An 18485-nucleotide genomic window follows, 5' to 3' on the forward strand; every position below is an offset into this window, starting at 1 on the left:
CCATGGCCCGCTCGCCCACCCACCTCCTGATACCGGCCCTGATGGCCGCCGGCGCCGCCTTGTCGGCCTGCGCCGTCGGCCCCGACTATCATCGGCCGCCGGTGACGACCCCTCCGGCCTTCAAGGAAACCAAAGGCTGGACGCCGGCCGCTCCCGCCGACGGCGTCGACCGCGGCGACTGGTGGACCCTGTTCGGCGACGACCAGCTGAACGCCCTGGAGGCCAGGGTGTTGGTCTCCAACCAGAACCTGAAGGCCGCCGAGGCCGCCTATCGCCAGGCCCGCGCCCTGGTGGCCGAGGACCGGGCCAGCCTGTTCCCCGCCGTCGACCTGACCGGTTCGGCCACCCGCTCGCAGCGCGGCGGAACTTCCACCGCCATCGGCCCGGGCGGCGCGGTGACCACCGTGCGCAGCCCCGCCGCCTCCAGCTACCAGGCCAGCCTCGGCGCCAGCTGGGAGCCGGACATCTGGGGCAAGATCCGCCGCACGGTCGAAAGCGCCAAGGGCTCGGCCCAGGCTTCGGAAGCCGACCTGGCCAATGCTCGCCTGTCCGCCCAGAGCGAACTGGCCGCCGACTACGTCCAGCTGCGGCTGGCCGACGCGAACAAGCGCCTCCTGACCGCCACGGTCGATGGCTACGCGAAATCGCTGCAGATAACCCAGAACCAGTACAAGGTCGGCGTGGCGGCGAAGAGCGACGTGCTCCAGGCCCGGACCCAGCTGGTCAGCACCCAGGCCCAGCTGGTCGATCTGGACAACCAGCGCGCCGCCGCCGAGCACGCCATCGCTGTCCTGATCGGCGAGGCACCCGCCGACTTCACCCTGGCGCCGGCCACCGACTGGACCCCCAAGCCGCCGCCGACGCCGGAGAGTCTGCCCTCGACCCTGCTGCAGCGGCGCCCAGACGTGGCCGCGGCCGAGCGTCGGGCCATGGCGGCCAACGCCCAGATCGGGGTCGCCACCGCCGGCTTCTTCCCCGACATCACCCTCTCCGGTTCCTACGGCTTCGGCTCCAGCGCGCTGAAGAGCCTGTTCAACAGCTCCAACGCCGCCTGGTCCTATGGCGGAAACCTGGCCCAGACCGTGTTCGACGCCGGCGCGACGTTGGAGCGAGTCCATGGCGCCAGGGCTGGCTACGACCAGGCCGTGGCCACCTATCGCCAGACCGTGCTGAGCGCCTTCCAGCAGGTCGAGGACGGCCTCGCCGCCGCCCGCGTGCTACAGGACGAGGCGGTCTATCGCCAGGAAGCCTCGAGCTCGGCCGACCAGGCCGAGCAGATCCTCTTGAACCAGTACCGCGCCGGCCAGGTGGCCTACACCAGCGTGGTGGTGGCCCAGGCGACAGCCCTCTCGGCCCGGGAATCCCTCTTGCAGATCCAGGGCCAGCGCATCACCAATTCCATCAGCCTGATCGCCGCCCTCGGCGGCGGTTGGGACGGGAAGCTGAAGTAGCTTGACTGAGTGGTTTGAAAGGTTACGCCCAATTCACCCGCATTCCCGTTGCCGGGGCGGCCAAGCTCATTAGATTAGCGGCGTTTCGGCCGCGCCGCGGCCGACCAACGGAGACTTTTCTCAAATGTCCTGGACCGCGCGTTTCAAGACGCTGGCCATCGCCCTCGCCCTGCCGGTCGCCCTGGCGGGCTGCGGAATCAATACCATCCCCACCCGCGAGGAGTACGCCAAGGCCAAGTGGGCCGACGTGCAGAACCAGTATCAGCGCCGCGCCGACCTGGTGCCGAACCTGGTTGAGACGGTGAAGGGCTATGCCGCCCAGGAGAAGAGCGTGCTGGTGGAGGTGACCCAGGCCCGCGCCCAGGCGACCCACGTCTCGGTCGACGCCTCGACCATCACCGATCCCGCCAAGTTCAAGCAGTACGAGCAGGCCCAGAACCAGCTGTCCGGCGTGCTCGGCCGGCTGATGGTGATCCAGGAGCGCTATCCAGAGCTGAAGTCGAACGAGAACTTCATGGAGCTGCAGTCGCAGCTGGAAGGGACCGAAAACCGCATCTCGATCGCCCGCCGCGACTACAATGACGCGGTCCGGGCCTACAATACCGAACTGAAAACCTTCCCGGGCGTGATCTGGGCCGGCACGCTCTACAAGGCCGACAAGCCGATGCAGCCGTTCGAAGCCACCACCGAGGCCCAGGCCGCGCCCAAGATCAGCTTCGCCCCTGCTGCGCCCGCGCCCTCGTCGTCCGCGCCGTGAACCGGCTCGGCGCCGTCCTGGCGGCGGTCTTCGCCCTGGTCCTGGCGCTTGCCGGCGGCCAGGGCGCCTTCGCCGACCCCAAGTTCCCGACCCTGACCGGGCGGGTGGTGGACGAGGCCCATGTGCTCTCGCCCGACACCCAGGCCAAACTGACCTCGGAGCTCGCGGCGCTGGAAGCCAAGAACGGCGACCAACTCGTTGTCGTCACGCTGCCTGACCTGCAGGGCTATCCGATCGAGGACTTCGGCTACCAGCTCCTGCGGACCTGGGGCATAGGCCAGAAGGGTAAGGACAACGGCGCGATCTTCATCGTCGTGCCCAGCGAGCACAAGGTGCGCATCGAGGTCGGCTATGGCCTTGAGCCGGTCCTGACCGACGGCCTCTCCAGCATCATCCTGCAGCGCAGCGTCCTGCCCCGCTTCCGCAGCGGCGACATCGAGGGCGGGGTCGTGGCCGGAACCGAAAGCCTGGTCCAGCAGCTCGGCCTGTCGCCGGAAGAGGCGCAGGCCAGGGCGCAGGAAGCGCAGCAGGCCGTCGTCGAGCGCCCGGCCCGGCGTCACGGCTCGCCGCTGCAGGGCCTGATCGTGATCATATTTGTGGTGCTGTTCATCAGCTCGATGCTGCGAGGGCGCGGCGGTGGCTGGTGGTTCCTGCCGTTCCTGTTCATGGGCGGCGGCGGGCGGTATCGCGGCGACGACGGTTTCGGCGGTGGCGGCTTTGGCGGGGGCGGCGGCTTCAGCGGCGGGGGCGGCTCCGGCGGTGGCGGCGGCGCCTCGGGCAGTTGGTAAGGGGCAGGCGATGCTGAGCAAGAGCGACCACCAACGCATCGCCGACGCCATCGCCACGGCCGAGACGGCGACCCGGGGCGAGATCTTCTGTGTGGTGGCGCATGAGAGCGGCGCCTATCGCGAGACGGCCTTCGCCTGGGCCGCGGGCTTGGCCCTCGCCGGGCCGCCGGTGGTGCTGCTGGCGGGTTTCCGGCCCTGGGAGCGCATCGCGACAGGCGACTGGAGCACGGGGGCCATGGCCCACCCCCACCCGATGACGATCCTGATGGGCTACGCCACGGTCCAGGCCCTGCTGTTCGCCGCCAGCCTTCTGCTGATCTCCCTGCCGGCGGCGCGGCGAGTACTGACCCCGCCGCGGGTCAAGCGGGCCCGGGTGCATGCCCGCGCCCTTGAGCAGTTCGCCCACCGGCTGCACGCCACCGAGGCGGAAACGGGCGTACTGATCTACGCCTCCCTGGCCGAGCGCCGGGTCGAGGTGATCGCCGACGAACTGATCCACGCCAAGGTCGGCGACGCGGCCTGGGACCAGGCGGTGGCCGCCGCCCTGGCCCGCATCCGCCAGGGCGACATCGCCGGCGGCCTGGTAGCGGCGATCGAATCCTGCGGCGCGGTGCTGGCGCGCCATTGCCCCGTCGAAGGCGACCGCGCCTCTCCGCCCGGCGGAGAGGCGATCGAGATCTGAGCGGCGGCCCCCGCGTCAATTTGGCTCGCACTTGTGATTGCAGATCACCTGCCGCCGGGCTCATTGTGTCGCCGCGGCTGGCCCGACCGGAACCAGCGACCTGCGCTGTTTTCAACGCGTGCAATCTGACGTACCCGGTCACAGAGCGGCGTTATTGCCCAGGAGGCGAGGCGTGACGGACGAGACGGCCACGAGAGATCACGGCGTCGCCGAGCAGCGCCACCGCATCGCCAACCTGTTCCAGTTGCTTTCCACCTTGACGCGCATGCGCCAGCAGCGCTCGTCGGACGCCGAGGCCAAGCGCCAGCTGGGCTGGATCCTGGAAGCGATCAGCGCGCTGGGCGCCCTGCAGCAGAAGATGGTCATGCACGACCAGTACGATTTCGCCGCCTTCCTGGCGGACATGCAGGGCCAGTGGCGCCGCCGCATCGCTGGCCGGCCGGTGCAGCTGCATGTGGAGGCCGACGAGATCCTGCTGCGCGAGCAACTCTCTTCGGCCCTGGCCATCATCGCCAACGAGCTGGTCACCAACGCCATCAACCACGCCCACCCGGAAGGCCGCGCCGGGGTGGTCGACGTCAGCCTGAAACTGGTGGGCGAGGGCCGGGCCCGGCTGGTCATCGCCGACGACGGCTGCGGCTATGACGACCAGACCCAGGACCGCAGCAAGCTCGGCCTGTGGCTGATCCGCGGGCTGGCCGACCAGGTCCGCGGCGAGTTGGCGACCGAGTGCCAGGGCGGCGTCAAGGTGCGGCTGGAGTTCCCTATCGGTTAGGCCTGGACGCATCCTTCCGGTTGGTGAATGCTGATCACCGAAGGCAGCCGTCCCCTTGAGAGGCCGGCGCCGGAAGGGAGTGTTCGGGTATGGATGGCATGGACGCGCCTGTCGACGCGGGCGTGGTCGCCGAGTTGGCGATGAAGGGAATGCTGTCGTCGCTCTATGCGGCGATCAAGCCGGACGGGATCGCCGTCGTCGCTCCGCGCGGCAAGCGCACCTTCGCCGAGCTGCATGCCGGCGCCAACCGGCTGGCGGCGGCCCTGCGCCGGGCGGGCCTCGGCCCCGGCGACCACATCGCCCTGCTCTGCCCCAACACGCCGGAATTCGTCGAGGTGCTGGCCGCCAACCTGCGTTCGGGCACCCGGCTGACCCCGATCAACTGGCATCTCAGTCCGACCGAGGTCGCCTATATCGTCGCCGACTGCCAGGCCAAGGCCTTCATCGCCCATGCCGACTTCGCGGCGGCGGCCCTGGCCTCGGTCACCGACCGGCTGCAGCTGAAGCTTGCCATCGGCGGGGCGATCGAGGGCTTCGGCGACTACGCCGCGGCGCTGGCGGCCGAACAGCCCGACGACCCGCCCGAGCCGGTTCATGGCGGGACCATGATGTACACCTCGGGCACCACCGGCCGGCCCAAGGGCGTGTTCCGCGCCAAGCCGATCATCGTGCCGCCGGCCTGGGGGCCGGGCACGCTGAAGGGCTACGAGCGCAACGGCGACGTCAACCTGTGCTGCGGGCCCGGCTATCACGCCGCCCCGCTGGCCTTCGACGTCACCCAGCCGCTGAACGCCGGCATCACCATCGCCCTGATGGAGAAATTCGACCCCGAGGCCTGGCTGAAAGCGGTGGAGGCCCATCGCGTGACCCACGTGCACATGGTCTCGACCATGTTCCAGCGCCTGCTGGCGCTGCCTGAGGCGGTGCGCCGCAAATACGACCTTTCCAGCCTGCGCTTCGTGCTGCACGGCGCCGCCCCCACCCCGCCGGAGGTCAAGCGGGCGATGATCGAGTGGCTGGGGCCGATCCTCTACGAGTACTACGCGGCCAGCGAGGGCGGCGGGAACTTCTACATCGACTCCGCCGAATGGCTGGCCAAGCCGGGCAGCGTCGGACGGCTGGACCCGGCCTTCGGCACACGGATCATCGGCGAGGACGGCCGCGACTGCGCCCCCGGCGAGATCGGCGCGATCTATTTCCAGCACAGCCCGGTGGCGCGGTTCGAATATTTCAACGACCCGGGCAAGACCCAGGAAGCGACCCTGGACGGCGGGACCCACTTCACCGTCGGAGACATGGGCTATGTCGACGAGGACGGCTACCTGTTCCTGACCGGCCGCACCGCCGAGTGCATCATCTCCGGCGGGGTCAACATCTACCCGCAGGAGATCGACAACGAACTGGTCAAGCACCCGGCGGTGCTGGACGTCTGCACCATCGGCGTGCCCGACGACGAGTGGGGCGAGGCGGTCAAGTCGGTGGTCTCGCTAAGGGACGGCCATGCGCCCTCGGACGACCTGGCCCGCGAGCTGATCGCCTTCGCCCGTGAGCGCCTGGCCCACTACAAGACCCCCAAGAGCATCGACTTCGCCGCCGACATCCCCCGCTCGGAGGCCGGCAAGGTGCAGCGCCGCCAGGTGCGCGCGCCTTACTGGGCCGGGCGGGTCAAGCAGATCTGAGGACGCGCGCCATGAAGTTCACCTGGTTCAACCTGATGCCGTGGCCCTACCTGCCCGACGATTTCCGGGAAAAGAACCGTTCGGTCTGGGTCGACATCGACCAGAAGCTGTTCGATCCGGTGAAGAGCCATCAGGTCTACAACACCTATATGGACCTCCTGGAATATGCCGGCACGCTCGGCTTCGACGGCATCGGGGTCAACGAGCACCACCAGAACGGCTATGGCATCATGCCCTCGCCGAACATCATCGCTGCGGGCCTCGCCCGCCGGACCAAGGACGTGGCCCTGGTGGTGCTGGGCAACTCCATCGCCCTCTACAACCCGCCGGTTCGGGTGGCCGAAGAGTTCGCCATGCTGGACTGCATTTCCGGCGGGCGGCTGGTGGCCGGGTTCCCGGTCGGAACCTCGATGGACACCAACTATTGCTACGGCCAGATCCCGTCCCTGACCCGAGAGAAGTACCAGGAGGCGCACGACCTGATCATGCGGGCCTGGCATGAGCGCGAGCCCTTCGCCTTCAACGGCCGCTACAACAAGCTGCGCCACGTCAACATCTGGCCGCGGCCGATCCAGGAGCCGCACCCCCCGATCCACATCCCGGGCGGCGGCTCGGTGGAGACCTACGACTTCTGCATCGACAACACCTATTCCTACTCGTACCTCAGCTTCTCCGGCTACATCCGGGCCAAGGCCTTGATGCAGGGCTACTGGGACCGGGTGGCCGAGCGCCAGGCGCCGGATGCGTCGCCCTACCGCGCCGGCTTCGCCCAGACCATCTGTGTGGCTGAGACCGACGAGGAGGCCGAACGGCTCTATTCCGAGCACGTCAGCTACTTCTACAATCGCTGCCTGCACGTCTATCCGGGCTTCGCCGACGCGCCCGGGTATCGCACGATCAAGACCATCCAGTCCGGCGCCCTGTCGCAATACGCCCCACCGCGCGGCGGCTACAGCCAGCTGACCTGGAAGGACCTGACCGAAGGCGGCCACGTGATCGCCGGCTCGCCCGAGACCGTCCGCCAGCGGATGGAGGAGATGATCAAGGGCCTGCACGTGGGCAACATCTTCTGCCTGATGCACGTGGGGAACATGCCGGCCGACAAGTGCATGTACTCGAGCCGCCTGTTCGCCGAGAAGGTGATGCCCAAGCTGCGCGGGATGTTCCCAGACCATGCCGAGGACGGCCGCTTCTGGTGCAAACCGATCGCCGGCCAGGTCACGCCTGGATCGCTGCCCAGCGAGCGCGAAGCGGCCCTGGTGGCGGGGAAGTGACCATGCAGCTGAAGATCGTCCAGACCCACCACACCCCGGTCCACTACCTGGAGGCCGGCTCGGGCACGCCCCTGGTCTATCTGCATGGCGCCGGCGGCCTGACCGCCGAGGATCCGCTGCTGATCAAGCTGGCTGAGCGCCACCACGTCTTCGCGCCCTACCTACCCGGCTATGGCCCCAGCGACGAGTGCCACGCCCTGCGCGACATGCTCGACTTCACCCTGCACGGCTGGGACGTCGTCGAGGCCCTGGGGCTGAAGGACCCGATCCTGGTCGGCCACTCGATGGGCGGGATGATCGCCGCGGAGATGGCGGCGGTCGCGCCGAACGACCTCTCGCGCCTGGCTCTGATCTGCCCGGCGGGCCTTTGGCTGGATGATCATCCGATCCCGGACATCTTCGCCACCCTGCCGTTCGAGATGCCCGGCCTGCTGTTTCATGACCCGGAGCGGGGTCGCGCCATGATGACGTCCGGGCTGGCGGTGGACGATCCGGCGTTCCTGCAGACCTATCTGGTCACCAACGCCCGCCAGCTGGGCATGGCCGGGCGGATCCTCTTTCCCATCCCCGAGCGGGGCCTGTCCCAGCGCCTCTACCGCATCAAGGCGGAGACGGCCCTGATCTGGGGCGACAGCGACCGGCTGATCCCGCCGGTCTACGCCCACGCCTTCAAGCAGAGGATCGAGCATTGCCGCCTGACCTCGATCCCCGAGGCGGGGCACATGGTCGGCTGGGAGAAAACCGCGGAAGTGGCGGCGGCGATCGAGCGACTGGGCCCGTCACGATGATTTCGGATCAAATCGATCCGAAATCATCGTGACCGATTCCTACGAGTTAGAGCGGGACTGGCGCGAAAAACCGGCTTCCACTTTTCCGCGTCCCGCTCTAGTCGAACATCCGTTTGAACGGAGTTCGCCATGTCCCCCGCCGACCTGCTCGCCCAGCCCTTCGGAACCCTGCCGGCCCTGATCGCGGCCCATGCGGCGGAGCGGCCCGACCATGTGGCCCTGATCCAGGGCGAGCGGAAGGTCACTTACGGCGGGCTCGACGCCTTGATGGACAGGGTCGCCGCCGGCCTGCAGCGGGACGGCGCCGAGCCCGGCGGCGCGGTCGCGGCCTGCGCCCTGACCTCGATCGAATATGTGGCGGCGTTCCTGGGCGCGCTCAGGGCAGGCGTCGCCATGGCCCCCCTTGCCCCATCCTCCACCCCGGAAAGCCTCGCCGGCATGATCGCCGACAGCGGCGCCAGCCTCCTGTTCCTGGACCAGGGTGTCTCCGAGCAACTGGAAGGCGTGTCGGGTCAGATCTCGGCGCGGCCCGTTGCGCTGGACGGCTCGGACGCGGGCGAGGCCTTCGAAGCCTGGCTGCCGCCCGCAGGATCGAAGCCGGAACCGGTAGAGATCCAGCCCGACTGGCCGTTCAACATCATCTATTCCTCGGGCACCACCGGCGCGCCCAAGGGCATCGTGCAGTCGCACGCCATGCGCTGGCAGCATGTGGGTCGCGGCCCTGCCGGCGGCTACGGCCCCGATGCGGTGACCATGATCTCGACCCCGCTCTATTCCAACACCACCCTGGTCTGCCTGATCCCGACCCTGGCCGGCGGCGGGACGGCGGTGCTGATGGAGAAGTTTGACGTCGTCAGATTCCTCGAGCTCGCCGAGCGCCATCGGGCCACCCACGCCATGCTGGTGCCGGTGCAGTATCGCCGGCTGATGGAGCACGCGGACTTCGACCGCTTCGATCTTTCGAGTTTCCGCATGAAATTCGCCACCAGCGCGCCCTTCTCTGCGGCCCTGAAGGCGGATGTGCTGAAGCGCTGGCCCGGCGGGCTGATCGAATATTTCGGCATGACCGAGGGCGGCGGCACCTTCATCCTGGCGGCGCATGAGCATCCGGATAAGCTGCACACCGTCGGCCGTCCGGCCCCCGGCCACGATATCCGCCTGATCGACGAGGAGGGTCGCGAGGTTCCCGTTGGCGAGATCGGCGAGGTGGTCGGCCATTCGCCGGCGATGATGAACGGCTATCACAATCAGCCGGGCAAGACCGCCGACGCCGAGTGGCGCGATGCGTCCGGCAAGCGCTTCATCCGCACGGGCGATGTGGGCCGCTTCGACGCCGAGGGGTTCCTGACCCTGATGGACCGCAAGAAGGACATGATCATTTCGGGCGGGTTCAACATCTATCCCAGCGACCTCGAAGCCGTGGTGGCAGGGCACGAGGCGGTAGCCGAGGCGGCCGTGGTGGGCGCGCCGTCGAACCGCTGGGGCGAGACCCCGATCGCCCTGGTGGTGCTGCGCGACGGCGCCGCCATCGAGGCCGAGGCCCTGCGCGCCTGGGCCAATGAGCGCCTGGGCAAGACCCAGCGGCTGGCGGCGCTTGAGATCCTGCCCAGCCTGCCAAGAAGTGCGATCGGCAAGGTGCTGAAGCGCGAACTCCGGGACCAGTACGCGCATCTCGTCCGGGACTAGGGCTCCACTCCCAGCAACCGCAATTTGAGGGTCGAACAAAAGGGCGGAGGCTTCGCCTGAAACCTGCGAACCATTTTCGCGTTCGTTGTTGCGTCCGCGCGTGGCTCCATTGCTTTGCGCGCAGTCGAACCGGACGGGCGAGGGGGTGCTGGCTGTGAGAGAAATTCTGGTGAGCCCGACGGATCTGGCCCTGCAGCCTGCTCCGATTCATCCGGACTGGGTCCTGGAGGGCGCACCCAGCGCGCGTTACCGCATTCTCGCCGACACGCGCGACCACGGCGCCCAGACCCTGCTGTGGGACTGCACCGCCGGCGTCTTCAACTGGTTCTACGACGTGGACGAGACCATTCATATTCTCGAAGGCGGAATGCTCCTGACCGACGGGACTGGAACGCGCCGGGTCAAGGCCGGCGACGTCGTGTTCTTTCCCGCCGGCAGCAAGGCCAGGTGGGAAGTCGAGACCTACGTCCGCAAGGTGGCGGTGATTCATCATCCGCTGCCTGCGCCACTCGGCTTCGGCATGCGGGTCTGGCGCAAACTGACCCGCCGCAATATCGGCCATGCGACGCCGACTGCGGAGACCGCTTCGGCAAGCCCACAGCCCGAGCACGCGTAACCGCTTCGCAGCTTCCGCGACGGCGCCGTCTTATCGCCGTTCACGCGGCGGTCTATGGTTCCTCAAAACGTGAGGGAGCCCAGACGCCGCATGATCCCGGGCCTGATGCAGACGGAGCCGCTATCGACCACGGCGATCCTGCGCCATGCCGCCAGGAACCACGCCGGGCGCGAGATCGTCTCGCGCACGGTCGAGGGCGACATCGTCCGCTATGGCTATGGCGAGCTGGAGCGGCGTTGCGAGCGGCTGGCCAAGGCGCTGCTGGCCCAGGGCGTGGGGCCTGGCGATCGGGTGGCGAGCCTGGCCTGGAACACCCACCGGCATCTGGAGATGTTCTTCGCCGTCCCCGGCCTCGGCGCGGTGCTGCACACGGTCAATCCGCGCCTGTTCGAGGAGCAGATCCGCTACATCCTCGACCATGCCGGAGCCAAGGTGCTGTTGTTCGAGCCCAGCTTCGCCGATCTGGTCGATCGGCTGGCCCCGCAACTGCCCCAGCTTTCGACCTTCATCCGCCTGACCGACGAGGCCTACCACAAGCCCGGCGCGGTCGGCGCCCTGTGCTACGAAACCTTGATGGCGCTGGAGGCGCCCGGCTTTTCCTGGCCGCGGGTCGATGAGAACGCCGGAGCGGTGCTCTGCTACACCTCCGGCACAACGGGCGATCCCAAGGGCGTGCTCTATTCGCACCGCTCGATCGTGCTGCACGCCATGGCCGGCGGCCTCTCAGGCGCCTTCGGGCTTTCGGCGCATGACGTGATCATGCCCTGCTCATCCATGTACCACGCCACCGCCTGGGGCCTGCCCTACATGGCCCCGGTCAACGGCTGCAAGCTGGTGCTGCCAGGCGACAGGATGGACCCGGCCAGCCTGCACAGCCTGATCGCCGCCGAGGGCGTGACCCTGAGCGGCGGGGTGCCGACCATCTGGACCCTCTATCTGAACCATCTGGCTGAGCACGACTTGAAGCCAGGCGCCCTGCAGCGCCTCGTAATCGGCGGCTCAGCCGTGCCGCAGGTGATGGCCGAAACCTTCAAGCAAAAATACGGCGTCGGCGTCCTGCAGATCTGGGGCATGACCGAGACCAGCCCGCTGGGCGTGGTCTCGACCCCCAGCCCGGCCCTGGACGATCTCACCGAAGACGAGCGCGACCAGGTGATCTGGACCCGCCAGGGCCGCATGCAATTCGGCATCGAGCTGAAGGTGGTGGGCGACGCCGGCGACGAGCTGCCCCGCGACGGGACCAGTTCGGGCCGGCTGATGGTGCGCGGCCCCTGGGTGCTGCGCCGCTACTTCCGTGGGCAGAACGACGTGGTCGACCAGGACGGCTGGTTCGACACCGGCGACATCGCCACCATCGACGCCGCCGGCTTCATGCGCATCACCGACCGAACCAAGGACGTGATCAAGTCCGGCGGCGAATGGATCAGTTCCATCGACCTTGAGAACGTCGCCGTGGGCTGCCCAGGCGTGCGCATCGCTGCAGTGGTCGGCGCGCCTCATCCCAAGTGGGAGGAGCGGCCGATCCTGATCATCGAGACCCACGCGGGCCGCGAGATCACCCGCGACGAGGTGCTGGAATTCCTGAAGCCCCGCATCGCCAAGTGGTGGACGCCGGACGACGTGATCTTCGCCGCCGTGCCGCTCACCGCCACCGGCAAGATCGACAAGAAGATTCTGAGAGACACCTACCGCGACCATTTGATGAAGCCCTGACCCCGCCGAAAGCGTCGGCCACAAGGCGCGGCGGCGACCATTTCATAGAGGACGTTCAGTCAGACCCATGCATCCGACCCACCATGCTAAGACATTTCCGGACAAGCCCGCCTTCATCATGGCCGCCAGCGGCGAAACCGTGACCTATCGCGAACTGGAGGAACGCTCGAACCAGGGCGCGCACCTGTTTCGCTCGCTGGGGCTGAAGCCTGGCGACGCGATCGCCCTCTTCATGGAAAACCACCCGCGCTACTACGAGGTCATCTGGGCCGCCCAGCGCTCGGGCATCCGCTTCACCTGCATCTCGTCCAAGCTGACCGAGGGCGAGGTCGAGTACATCGTGGGGGACTGCGAGGCCAAGGCCTTCATCACCTCCAAGGCCCTGGCCGAGACCGCGATGAAGGTCGCGCCGAAGATTCCCGGCGTGAAGCTGTATATGGTCGACGGGGCGGAGGGGCCGTTCGAGAACTTCGTTGAAGCCCGCTCCGCCTTCCCTACGACCCCGATCGCCGACGAGACCGCCGGCAGCGTCATGCTCTATTCCTCCGGCACCACAGGCCGGCCAAAGGGGGTGAAGCGGGCCGCGACCGCCGAGACCGCGATCGACGCGCCCAGCCCCTTGGCCATGCTGGGCCAGGCCCTCTACGGCTGGAACCAGGACTCCATCTACCTCTCGCCCGCGCCCCTCTATCACGCCGCCCCTTTGGGCTGGTCCATGGCGGTGCAGTCCATGGGCGGCACCGTGGTGATGATGGAGCGGTTCGACCCCGAGGACGCCCTGCGCTTCATCGAGCAATACAAGGTCACCACCGCCCAGTGGGTGCCCACCCACTTCGTCCGCATGCTGAAACTGCCTGAGGAGACCCGAGCCCGCTACGACATCTCCAGCCTGACCGGGGTGTTCCACGCCGCCGCGCCATGCCCGGTTCCGGTCAAGGAGCAGATGATCGCCTGGTGGGGCCCGATCGTGCACGAATACTATGCCGGAACGGAGGGCAACGGCTTCTGCGTGATCAATTCCGAGGAGTGGCTGGCGCACAAGGGCTCGGTCGGCCGCGGCCTGACCGCCGAGGTCAAGATCTGCGGCGAGGACGGCGAGCCCCTGCCGCCCCGTTCCGAGGGCCTGGTCTATTTCGCCGGCGGCGGCCAGTTCGAATATCACGGCGACCCGGTCAAGACCGCCGAATCCCGCAACCAGCACGGCTGGACCACCCTGGGCGACGTGGGCTGGCTGGACGAGGAGGGCTATCTCTACCTGACCGACCGCAAGAGCTTCATGATCATCTCCGGCGGGGTGAACATCTACCCGCAGGAGATCGAGAACCTGATGATCGGCCACCCCAAGGTGGCGGACGTGGCCGTGGTCGGCGCCCCGCACGAGGAGATGGGCGAACAGGTGGTGGCGGTGGTGCAGCCCGCCGATTGGAGCGAGGCCGGCCCGGCCCTGGCGGAGGAGCTATCGGCCTGGACCCGCGAGCGGCTCAGCCACGTCAAGACCCCGCGCAGGATCGACTTCATGCAGGAGCTGCCCCGCCACCAGACCGGCAAGCTCTACAAGCGCCTGATCCGTGACGCCTATTGGGGCAAGGAGGGATCGAAGATCGTTTAGAGCGGCCGCGGGATCGGCGCGCCGGCCGTGGCCCGCACGGTCGGCAGGGCGACCTCGTCGATCCAGCGCAGGGTCGCCTCGGCCGAGGTGCGGATCAGGGCGGCGTCGGCGCGCCATCGGGTGATGACAGGCTCGATCCAGGCCGCGTCGCGCAGGGCGCCGGCCAGTTCCTCCACGAGGCCGTCAGCGCCGTCATGCAGCGCTTCGACCAGGGCGACCAGGATCACTTCGGGTTCCATGCGACGAAGCCTAGCGCAACAGCCTGAACAGTTGATGAGCAACGGCGCCGCAGGCGGCTGACATTTCGTCGCGGCCTATTCTTGTGGCAGGTTCTGCCCATGAGTTCGGACCAGGCGACCAAGGCCCTGTTGCAATTCCACCGCGGCCCCACCGCGCGAGCCGGGGCCGACCGCATGCGCCTCCTGGCCGCCATCGGCGAGCACGGCTCGATCACCGCCGCCGCCAAGGCCTGCGGGCTCAGCTACAAGGGCGCCTGGGACGCCGTGCAGGCGCTGAACAACCTGTTCGAGCGGCCCCTGGTCGCCGCCCAGACCGGCGGTGCGAAAGGCGGCGCGGCGAGCCTGACCCCGGCGGGCGAAGCGGCCCTTTCCGCCTACGGGGCGCTCGAGACCGAACTGGCCCGCCTGGTCGGCCGGCTGGATGCGGCGATCGGCGCTGCGCCCGAAACCCTCGATGGCCTGATCTGGAGCCTCGGCATGAAGACCAGCGCGCGCAACGCCCTCCGCGGCGTGGTCGAGACCGTCACCGAAGGGGCGGTCAACAGCGAGGTCACCCTGCGCATCGCCCCGGACCTGGCGATCGTCGCGGTGATCACCCGCGAAAGCGTCCAGGACCTGGGTCTGGCCCCAGGGCGCACAGCCGTGGCCCTGATCAAATCCAGCTCGGTGATCCTGGCCCTGGGCGAAGAGCCCCTGCGCACCTCCGCCCGCAATCAACTGGCCGGAACCGTGGCCCGGCACGAGCGCGGGGCGGTCAATGACGAGGTGGTCCTCGACCTCGGCGGCGGCAAGACCGTCACCGCCACCATCACCCGCGAGAGCGCCGACGCCCTGGACCTCGCCGTCGGTCAGCCCGCGCGCGCCCTGATCAAGGCTTCGCAGGTGATCCTGGCGGTGGATTGAGGGGCTCAGCCCAGTCCAGCCTTGAGCGCAGCCGCCGCCAACTGCTCCAGCCGCTCGCGATCCAGGGCCTTGACGAGGCTGTCGGCGAGGTCGGCCTGGGCCGGCGAGCCGGGTTCGACCTGCCCCGCACGCATCGTCAGCACCCGATCGGCGATGCGCGCCACCTCGGCTGGGTCGTGGCTGACATAGAGCATGGGGATGGCCAGGCTGTCGTGCAGGCCGACCAGATAGGGCAAGATCTCGGCCTTGGCTTCCGCATCCAGGCCGGCCAGGGGCTCGTCCATCAGCATCAGCCGCGGTTGGGTCAAGAGGGCGCGGCCGATGGCGACCCGCTGGCGCTCGCCGCCGGAGAGCTTCAGGGGCGCACGGTCCAGAAGCGGGCCGAGGCCGAGACTCTCCACCACCTCGTCGAACCGGGCCGCGCGGGCGTCAGGCGCGCGGCGAAAGCCATAGGCCAGGTTTCCGCGCACCGAGAGATGCGGCAGGAGGCTCGCCTCCTGGAATACATAGCCCACGGCTCGCCGGTGCGGCGGCAGGAAGGTGCGCGCGTCCTGCCAGGCCTCGCCGGCGACCGTCAGGCGCCCGGGCAGCCGCTCCAGCCCGGCGATGCAGCGCAGAAGCGTGGTCTTGCCGGCGCCGGACGGCCCCACCAGGGCGGTGACACCGCGGCCGGGCAAGCTGAACTCGGCGTCCAGACGAAAGTCGCCCAACACGCCCTTGAAGCGGGCGACCAGACCCGCGATCTCCACCGGCCCGTTCACAGCCCGACAGCCCCTGTCCGGCGATCGGCCAGGAACAGGCCGAGCAGGGCCAGGAAGGCGAAGGCCAGGAGTCCCGCCGCCAGCTTGTGCGCCCCCGCGAAGTCCAGCGACTCCACCATCTGATAGATGCGGATCGAAACCACCTCGGTCTTGCCCGGCACCCCGCCGCCGATCATCAGCACCACCCCGAACTCACCGATGGTGTGGGCGAACACCAGCACCGCGGCGGCGACGAAGCCGCGCCGAGCCTGGGGCAGGACCACGGTGAAGAAGGCGTCGAGCGGAGAGGCGCGCAAGGTCGCCGCGACCTCCAGCGGCCGCTCGCCCACGCCTTCGAAGGCGGCGCGGATAGGCTGCACGGCGAAGGGCAGGGAATAGACTGTCGAGCCGATGACGAGGCCGGTGAAGGTGAAGGCCAGTGTGCGTACGCCGAATGGATGCAGCAGGGTCATGAGCGGGCTTGAGGGCCCGAGCGCGATCAGGAGGTAGAAGCCCAGCACCGTCGGCGGCAGCACGATCGGCAGCGAGACCAGGGCCGCGAGCACGTCCTTCAGCACCGAGCGCCGGCGCGCCAGCCACCAGGCCAGGGGCGTGGCCAGCACCAGCAAGAGCACGGTGGTGACGCTCGCCAGCGCCAGCGTGGTCTGGAGGACCGTCTCCACCCTCAGCGCGCCTCGTAGCCGTAGCGGCGGATGATCGCCTTCGCCTGCGGCCCTTTCAGGAAGTCGAGGAACGCCCTGGCCGCCGGGTCGGCCGCGCCGGTCTTCAAGAGCACCGCCTGCTGCTCGATCGGCGCATGGTCGGCCTCCGGGACAAGCCAGCGCGAGCCGCCGGTCTCCTTGATCACCTGCGACTGGGCGACGAAGCCCAGCTCCGCTGCGCCGGTGGCTGTGAACTGATAGGCCTGGGCGATCGAGGCGCCGGTGACCAGCTTGGGCTTCAGGGCGTCATAGAGCTTCAGGTGCTGCATCGTCTCGACCGCAGCCTGGCCATAGGGCGCGGCCTTGGGATCGGCCAAGGCCAGCTTGGCGAAATGGCCGCCGGTCAGCACCGCGCCCCTGTCGTCCACCAGGCCGGGGGTCTTGGAGTAGAGCACCAGCCGCCCGACCGCATAGGTGAAGCGTGTCCCCGGCGCGGACAGCCCATCTTTGTCCAGCTTCTGCGGCCGCTCGGCGTCGGCGGACAGGAACACCTCGAACGGCGCCCCCTGGGTCATCTGGGTGTAGAACGTCCCCGAGGCGCCGAAGCTCAGCACCGCATCGTCGCCGGTGGCGGCCTTGAAGGCGGCGGCGATTTCCTTGGCCGGCTCGGTGAAGTTGGCCGCGACGGCCACCTGGACCTCCCGCGCGGCGGCGGGCGCGGCGGCGAGCAGGCTGGCCAGGGCGGCGAGTAGGATCGGCTTGAAGGACAGGGCTCTCAGTATCCGCGCTCCGGCGTGCAGGAAACGGGTCGTTATGTATCCTAGCTGCCGGACGACCTGCGGTGAAGCCGGCGGCGGAGTCAATCGACAAGGCGGCGCTCATTGACCGGCCACCGCATGGTCGAGAATGTCGGGTATCGCCGCGAACGCCGCGGCCCAGCCTCAGAACTTGAAGCGGGTTTCCAGCTTGACGCGGGGGGCCTGCTGGGTCTGGGGCAGATTGCGGTCCGGGGAGACCTGCTCATCGCCCAAGGACACCGCGCCGCCGACGTGCAGCGAGGGGGTCAGGTGATAATAGGCGCCGGCCTGGACGTCGCGCAGCTGCATGTCGCGGCCGGCGGGGGTATTCATGTCCAGCTTGAGGCTCCAGTGACCCTTGTCGTCCCACTGCACCGACTTGTGGATGGGGGCGAGGCCGAACTGGGCGAAGTCGTTGGGCGTGGCGGGGGTATTGGTCACGCTGAGCGTCGGGCGGGCGGAATCCGCGTGGGCCAGCGAAGCGCCCATAAGGACCATCGCTGCGATCGCCACTGCACTGATGCGAGCTTTCGCCGCCATCACACCCGCCTCAAACCCCTTAGACCCAAGGTCCGTCAAAAACGCCGGTAGACCACACGGGCCTTGAGGTCGCATTAAAGCCCCACGCCCCGTCAGGTCAATGCGTCAGCAGGTCTCGCCTCGCCCTGGCGGTCGTTCCGGCAGAGTCTGTTGCGCCCCGGCCACGCGATTCCTGTTTGGCCGAACGGCTCGCATGATATAGAGCCGCTTTGCGGGGATAGGCGGGGCGAGACGCCGGCGGGCTTTTCCGCGCCGAGCGTGAAGCGAACTGGAGAAGAACAAGAATGGTGTTGGTGCGTCGAGCGGCGATTGTGGCCGTGGCCCTGGGAGCCCTGGCCGTTGCAGGCTGCGCCCACAAGGACGCCGCCGGCCCGCGGCCCTATAGCAGCGGTGGCGGCTTCCATCCCTTTGGCGGCGGCCACCCAAAGGGTAACCCCGAGAAGGATGCGGCCCTGGGCGTGAACGCCTACCTGTGGCGCGCCTCGCTGGACACCCTGGCCTTCATGCCGCTGGCCTCGGCCGACCCCTATGGCGGCGTGATCATCACCGACTGGTACGCCAATCCGGAAAAGCCGGACGAGCGCTTCAAGTGCACGGTCTTCATCCTGGACACGCGCCTGCGCGCCGATGGCCTGAACGTGACCGTCAACAAGCAGGTCAAGGACGCCAACGGCGGCTGGATCGACGCAGCGGCCTCTGACCAGACCGCGACCGACATCGAAAACGCCATCCTGACCCGCGCGCGCCAGCTCAAGCTGTCGAACGTCGGCGGCTGATCCTCCCCTC

At 68.5% G+C, this 18485-nt stretch carries 19 protein-coding genes; 14 read left to right on the plus strand and 5 right to left on the minus strand.

Annotated features, from left to right (window positions below; translation table 11 throughout):
- The first annotated feature begins 2 nt into the window (after window positions 1–2).
- The 12 genes from KCG34_RS16235 (at window position 3) to KCG34_RS16290 (ending at window position 13818) form a co-directional block, all read left to right on the plus strand.
- Window positions 3–1451, plus strand: a complete 1449-nt coding sequence (locus KCG34_RS16235) for an efflux transporter outer membrane subunit (RefSeq protein ID WP_249138050.1) — start codon at window positions 3–5, stop codon at window positions 1449–1451.
- 124 nt (window positions 1452–1575) lie between these two features.
- A complete protein-coding gene (locus tag KCG34_RS16240; RefSeq protein ID WP_211936675.1) occupies window positions 1576–2208 on the plus strand; it encodes a LemA family protein in 633 nt (210 codons plus the stop codon).
- Complete coding sequence (locus KCG34_RS16245) at window positions 2205–2996, plus strand: TPM domain-containing protein (RefSeq protein ID WP_249138051.1); 792 nt, start codon at window positions 2205–2207, stop codon at window positions 2994–2996. The genes KCG34_RS16240 and KCG34_RS16245 overlap by 4 nt, the downstream gene beginning before the upstream one ends.
- A 10-nt stretch (window positions 2997–3006) precedes the next feature.
- Window positions 3007–3678, plus strand: a complete 672-nt coding sequence (locus KCG34_RS16250) for a TPM domain-containing protein (protein WP_211936676.1) — start codon at window positions 3007–3009, stop codon at window positions 3676–3678.
- A 172-nt stretch (window positions 3679–3850) separates the two neighbouring features.
- A complete protein-coding gene (locus KCG34_RS16255; RefSeq protein ID WP_211936677.1) occupies window positions 3851–4453 on the plus strand; it encodes a sensor histidine kinase in 603 nt (200 codons plus the stop codon).
- Between the two features lie 98 nt (window positions 4454–4551).
- Entirely contained in the window at window positions 4552–6132 is a 1581-nt protein-coding gene (locus tag KCG34_RS16260; protein ID WP_211936678.1) for an AMP-binding protein, read from the plus strand.
- A gap of 11 nt (window positions 6133–6143) precedes the next feature.
- Window positions 6144–7406, plus strand: coding sequence for an LLM class flavin-dependent oxidoreductase (locus tag KCG34_RS16265; protein WP_211936679.1), 1263 nt, complete (start codon window positions 6144–6146; stop codon window positions 7404–7406).
- Window positions 7407–7408: 2 nt separating this feature from the next.
- The gene (locus tag KCG34_RS16270) at window positions 7409–8194 is read left to right on the plus strand and encodes an alpha/beta fold hydrolase (RefSeq protein ID WP_211936680.1); all 786 of its coding nucleotides are present in this window, start codon (window positions 7409–7411) and stop codon (window positions 8192–8194) included.
- 129 nt (window positions 8195–8323) lie between these two features.
- Complete coding sequence (locus KCG34_RS16275) at window positions 8324–9880, plus strand: class I adenylate-forming enzyme family protein (protein WP_211936681.1); 1557 nt, start codon at window positions 8324–8326, stop codon at window positions 9878–9880.
- 169 nt (window positions 9881–10049) lie between these two features.
- Window positions 10050–10496 carry a cupin domain-containing protein gene (locus tag KCG34_RS16280; RefSeq protein ID WP_211936682.1) on the plus strand — a complete coding sequence of 149 codons (447 nt, stop codon included), beginning with the start codon at window positions 10050–10052 and terminating at the stop codon, window positions 10494–10496.
- Between the two features lie 90 nt (window positions 10497–10586).
- A complete protein-coding gene (locus KCG34_RS16285; RefSeq protein ID WP_211936683.1) occupies window positions 10587–12209 on the plus strand; it encodes a long-chain fatty acid--CoA ligase in 1623 nt (540 codons plus the stop codon).
- Window positions 12210–12276: 67 nt separating this feature from the next.
- The gene (locus tag KCG34_RS16290; protein WP_211936684.1) at window positions 12277–13818 is read left to right on the plus strand and encodes an acyl-CoA synthetase; all 1542 of its coding nucleotides are present in this window, start codon (window positions 12277–12279) and stop codon (window positions 13816–13818) included.
- Here KCG34_RS16290 and KCG34_RS16295 read toward each other — a convergent pair.
- A complete protein-coding gene (locus KCG34_RS16295; protein WP_211936685.1) occupies window positions 13815–14057 on the minus strand; it encodes a hypothetical protein in 243 nt (80 codons plus the stop codon). The genes KCG34_RS16290 and KCG34_RS16295 overlap by 4 nt on opposite strands.
- Before the next feature lie 99 nt (window positions 14058–14156).
- Between KCG34_RS16295 and KCG34_RS16300 the strand changes: the two genes are divergently transcribed.
- Complete coding sequence (locus KCG34_RS16300; protein WP_211936686.1) at window positions 14157–14960, plus strand: molybdenum-dependent transcriptional regulator ModE; 804 nt, start codon at window positions 14157–14159, stop codon at window positions 14958–14960.
- A gap of 5 nt (window positions 14961–14965) precedes the next feature.
- Here KCG34_RS16300 and modC read toward each other — a convergent pair whose 3' ends face one another.
- The 4 genes from modC to KCG34_RS16320 all read right to left on the minus strand — a co-directional run bounded on the left by modC (window position 14966) and on the right by KCG34_RS16320 (window position 17699).
- A complete protein-coding gene (gene modC / locus KCG34_RS16305) occupies window positions 14966–15721 on the minus strand; it encodes a molybdenum ABC transporter ATP-binding protein (RefSeq protein ID WP_249138052.1) in 756 nt (251 codons plus the stop codon).
- A complete protein-coding gene (gene modB, locus KCG34_RS16310) occupies window positions 15718–16383 on the minus strand; it encodes a molybdate ABC transporter permease subunit (protein ID WP_211936687.1) in 666 nt (221 codons plus the stop codon). Before modB ends, modC begins: the two co-directional genes overlap by 4 nt.
- A 2-nt stretch (window positions 16384–16385) precedes the next feature.
- Complete coding sequence (gene modA, locus KCG34_RS16315) at window positions 16386–17132, minus strand: molybdate ABC transporter substrate-binding protein (RefSeq protein ID WP_249138351.1); 747 nt, start codon at window positions 17130–17132, stop codon at window positions 16386–16388.
- A gap of 171 nt (window positions 17133–17303) precedes the next feature.
- Window positions 17304–17699 (minus strand): NtrZ family periplasmic regulatory protein, encoded by a 396-nt coding sequence (locus KCG34_RS16320; RefSeq protein ID WP_211936688.1) that lies wholly within the window; start codon window positions 17697–17699, stop codon window positions 17304–17306.
- A gap of 284 nt (window positions 17700–17983) precedes the next feature.
- Here KCG34_RS16320 and KCG34_RS16325 point away from each other — a divergent pair, with 284 nt between their 5' ends.
- Window positions 17984–18475 carry a DUF3576 domain-containing protein gene (locus KCG34_RS16325; RefSeq protein WP_211936689.1) on the plus strand — a complete coding sequence of 164 codons (492 nt, stop codon included), beginning with the start codon at window positions 17984–17986 and terminating at the stop codon, window positions 18473–18475.
- Window positions 18476–18485 lie beyond the last annotated feature (10 nt).

The sequence above is a fragment of the Phenylobacterium montanum genome (genome assembly GCF_018135625.1).
Lineage (GTDB): Bacteria > Pseudomonadota > Alphaproteobacteria > Caulobacterales > Caulobacteraceae > Poindextera > Poindextera montana.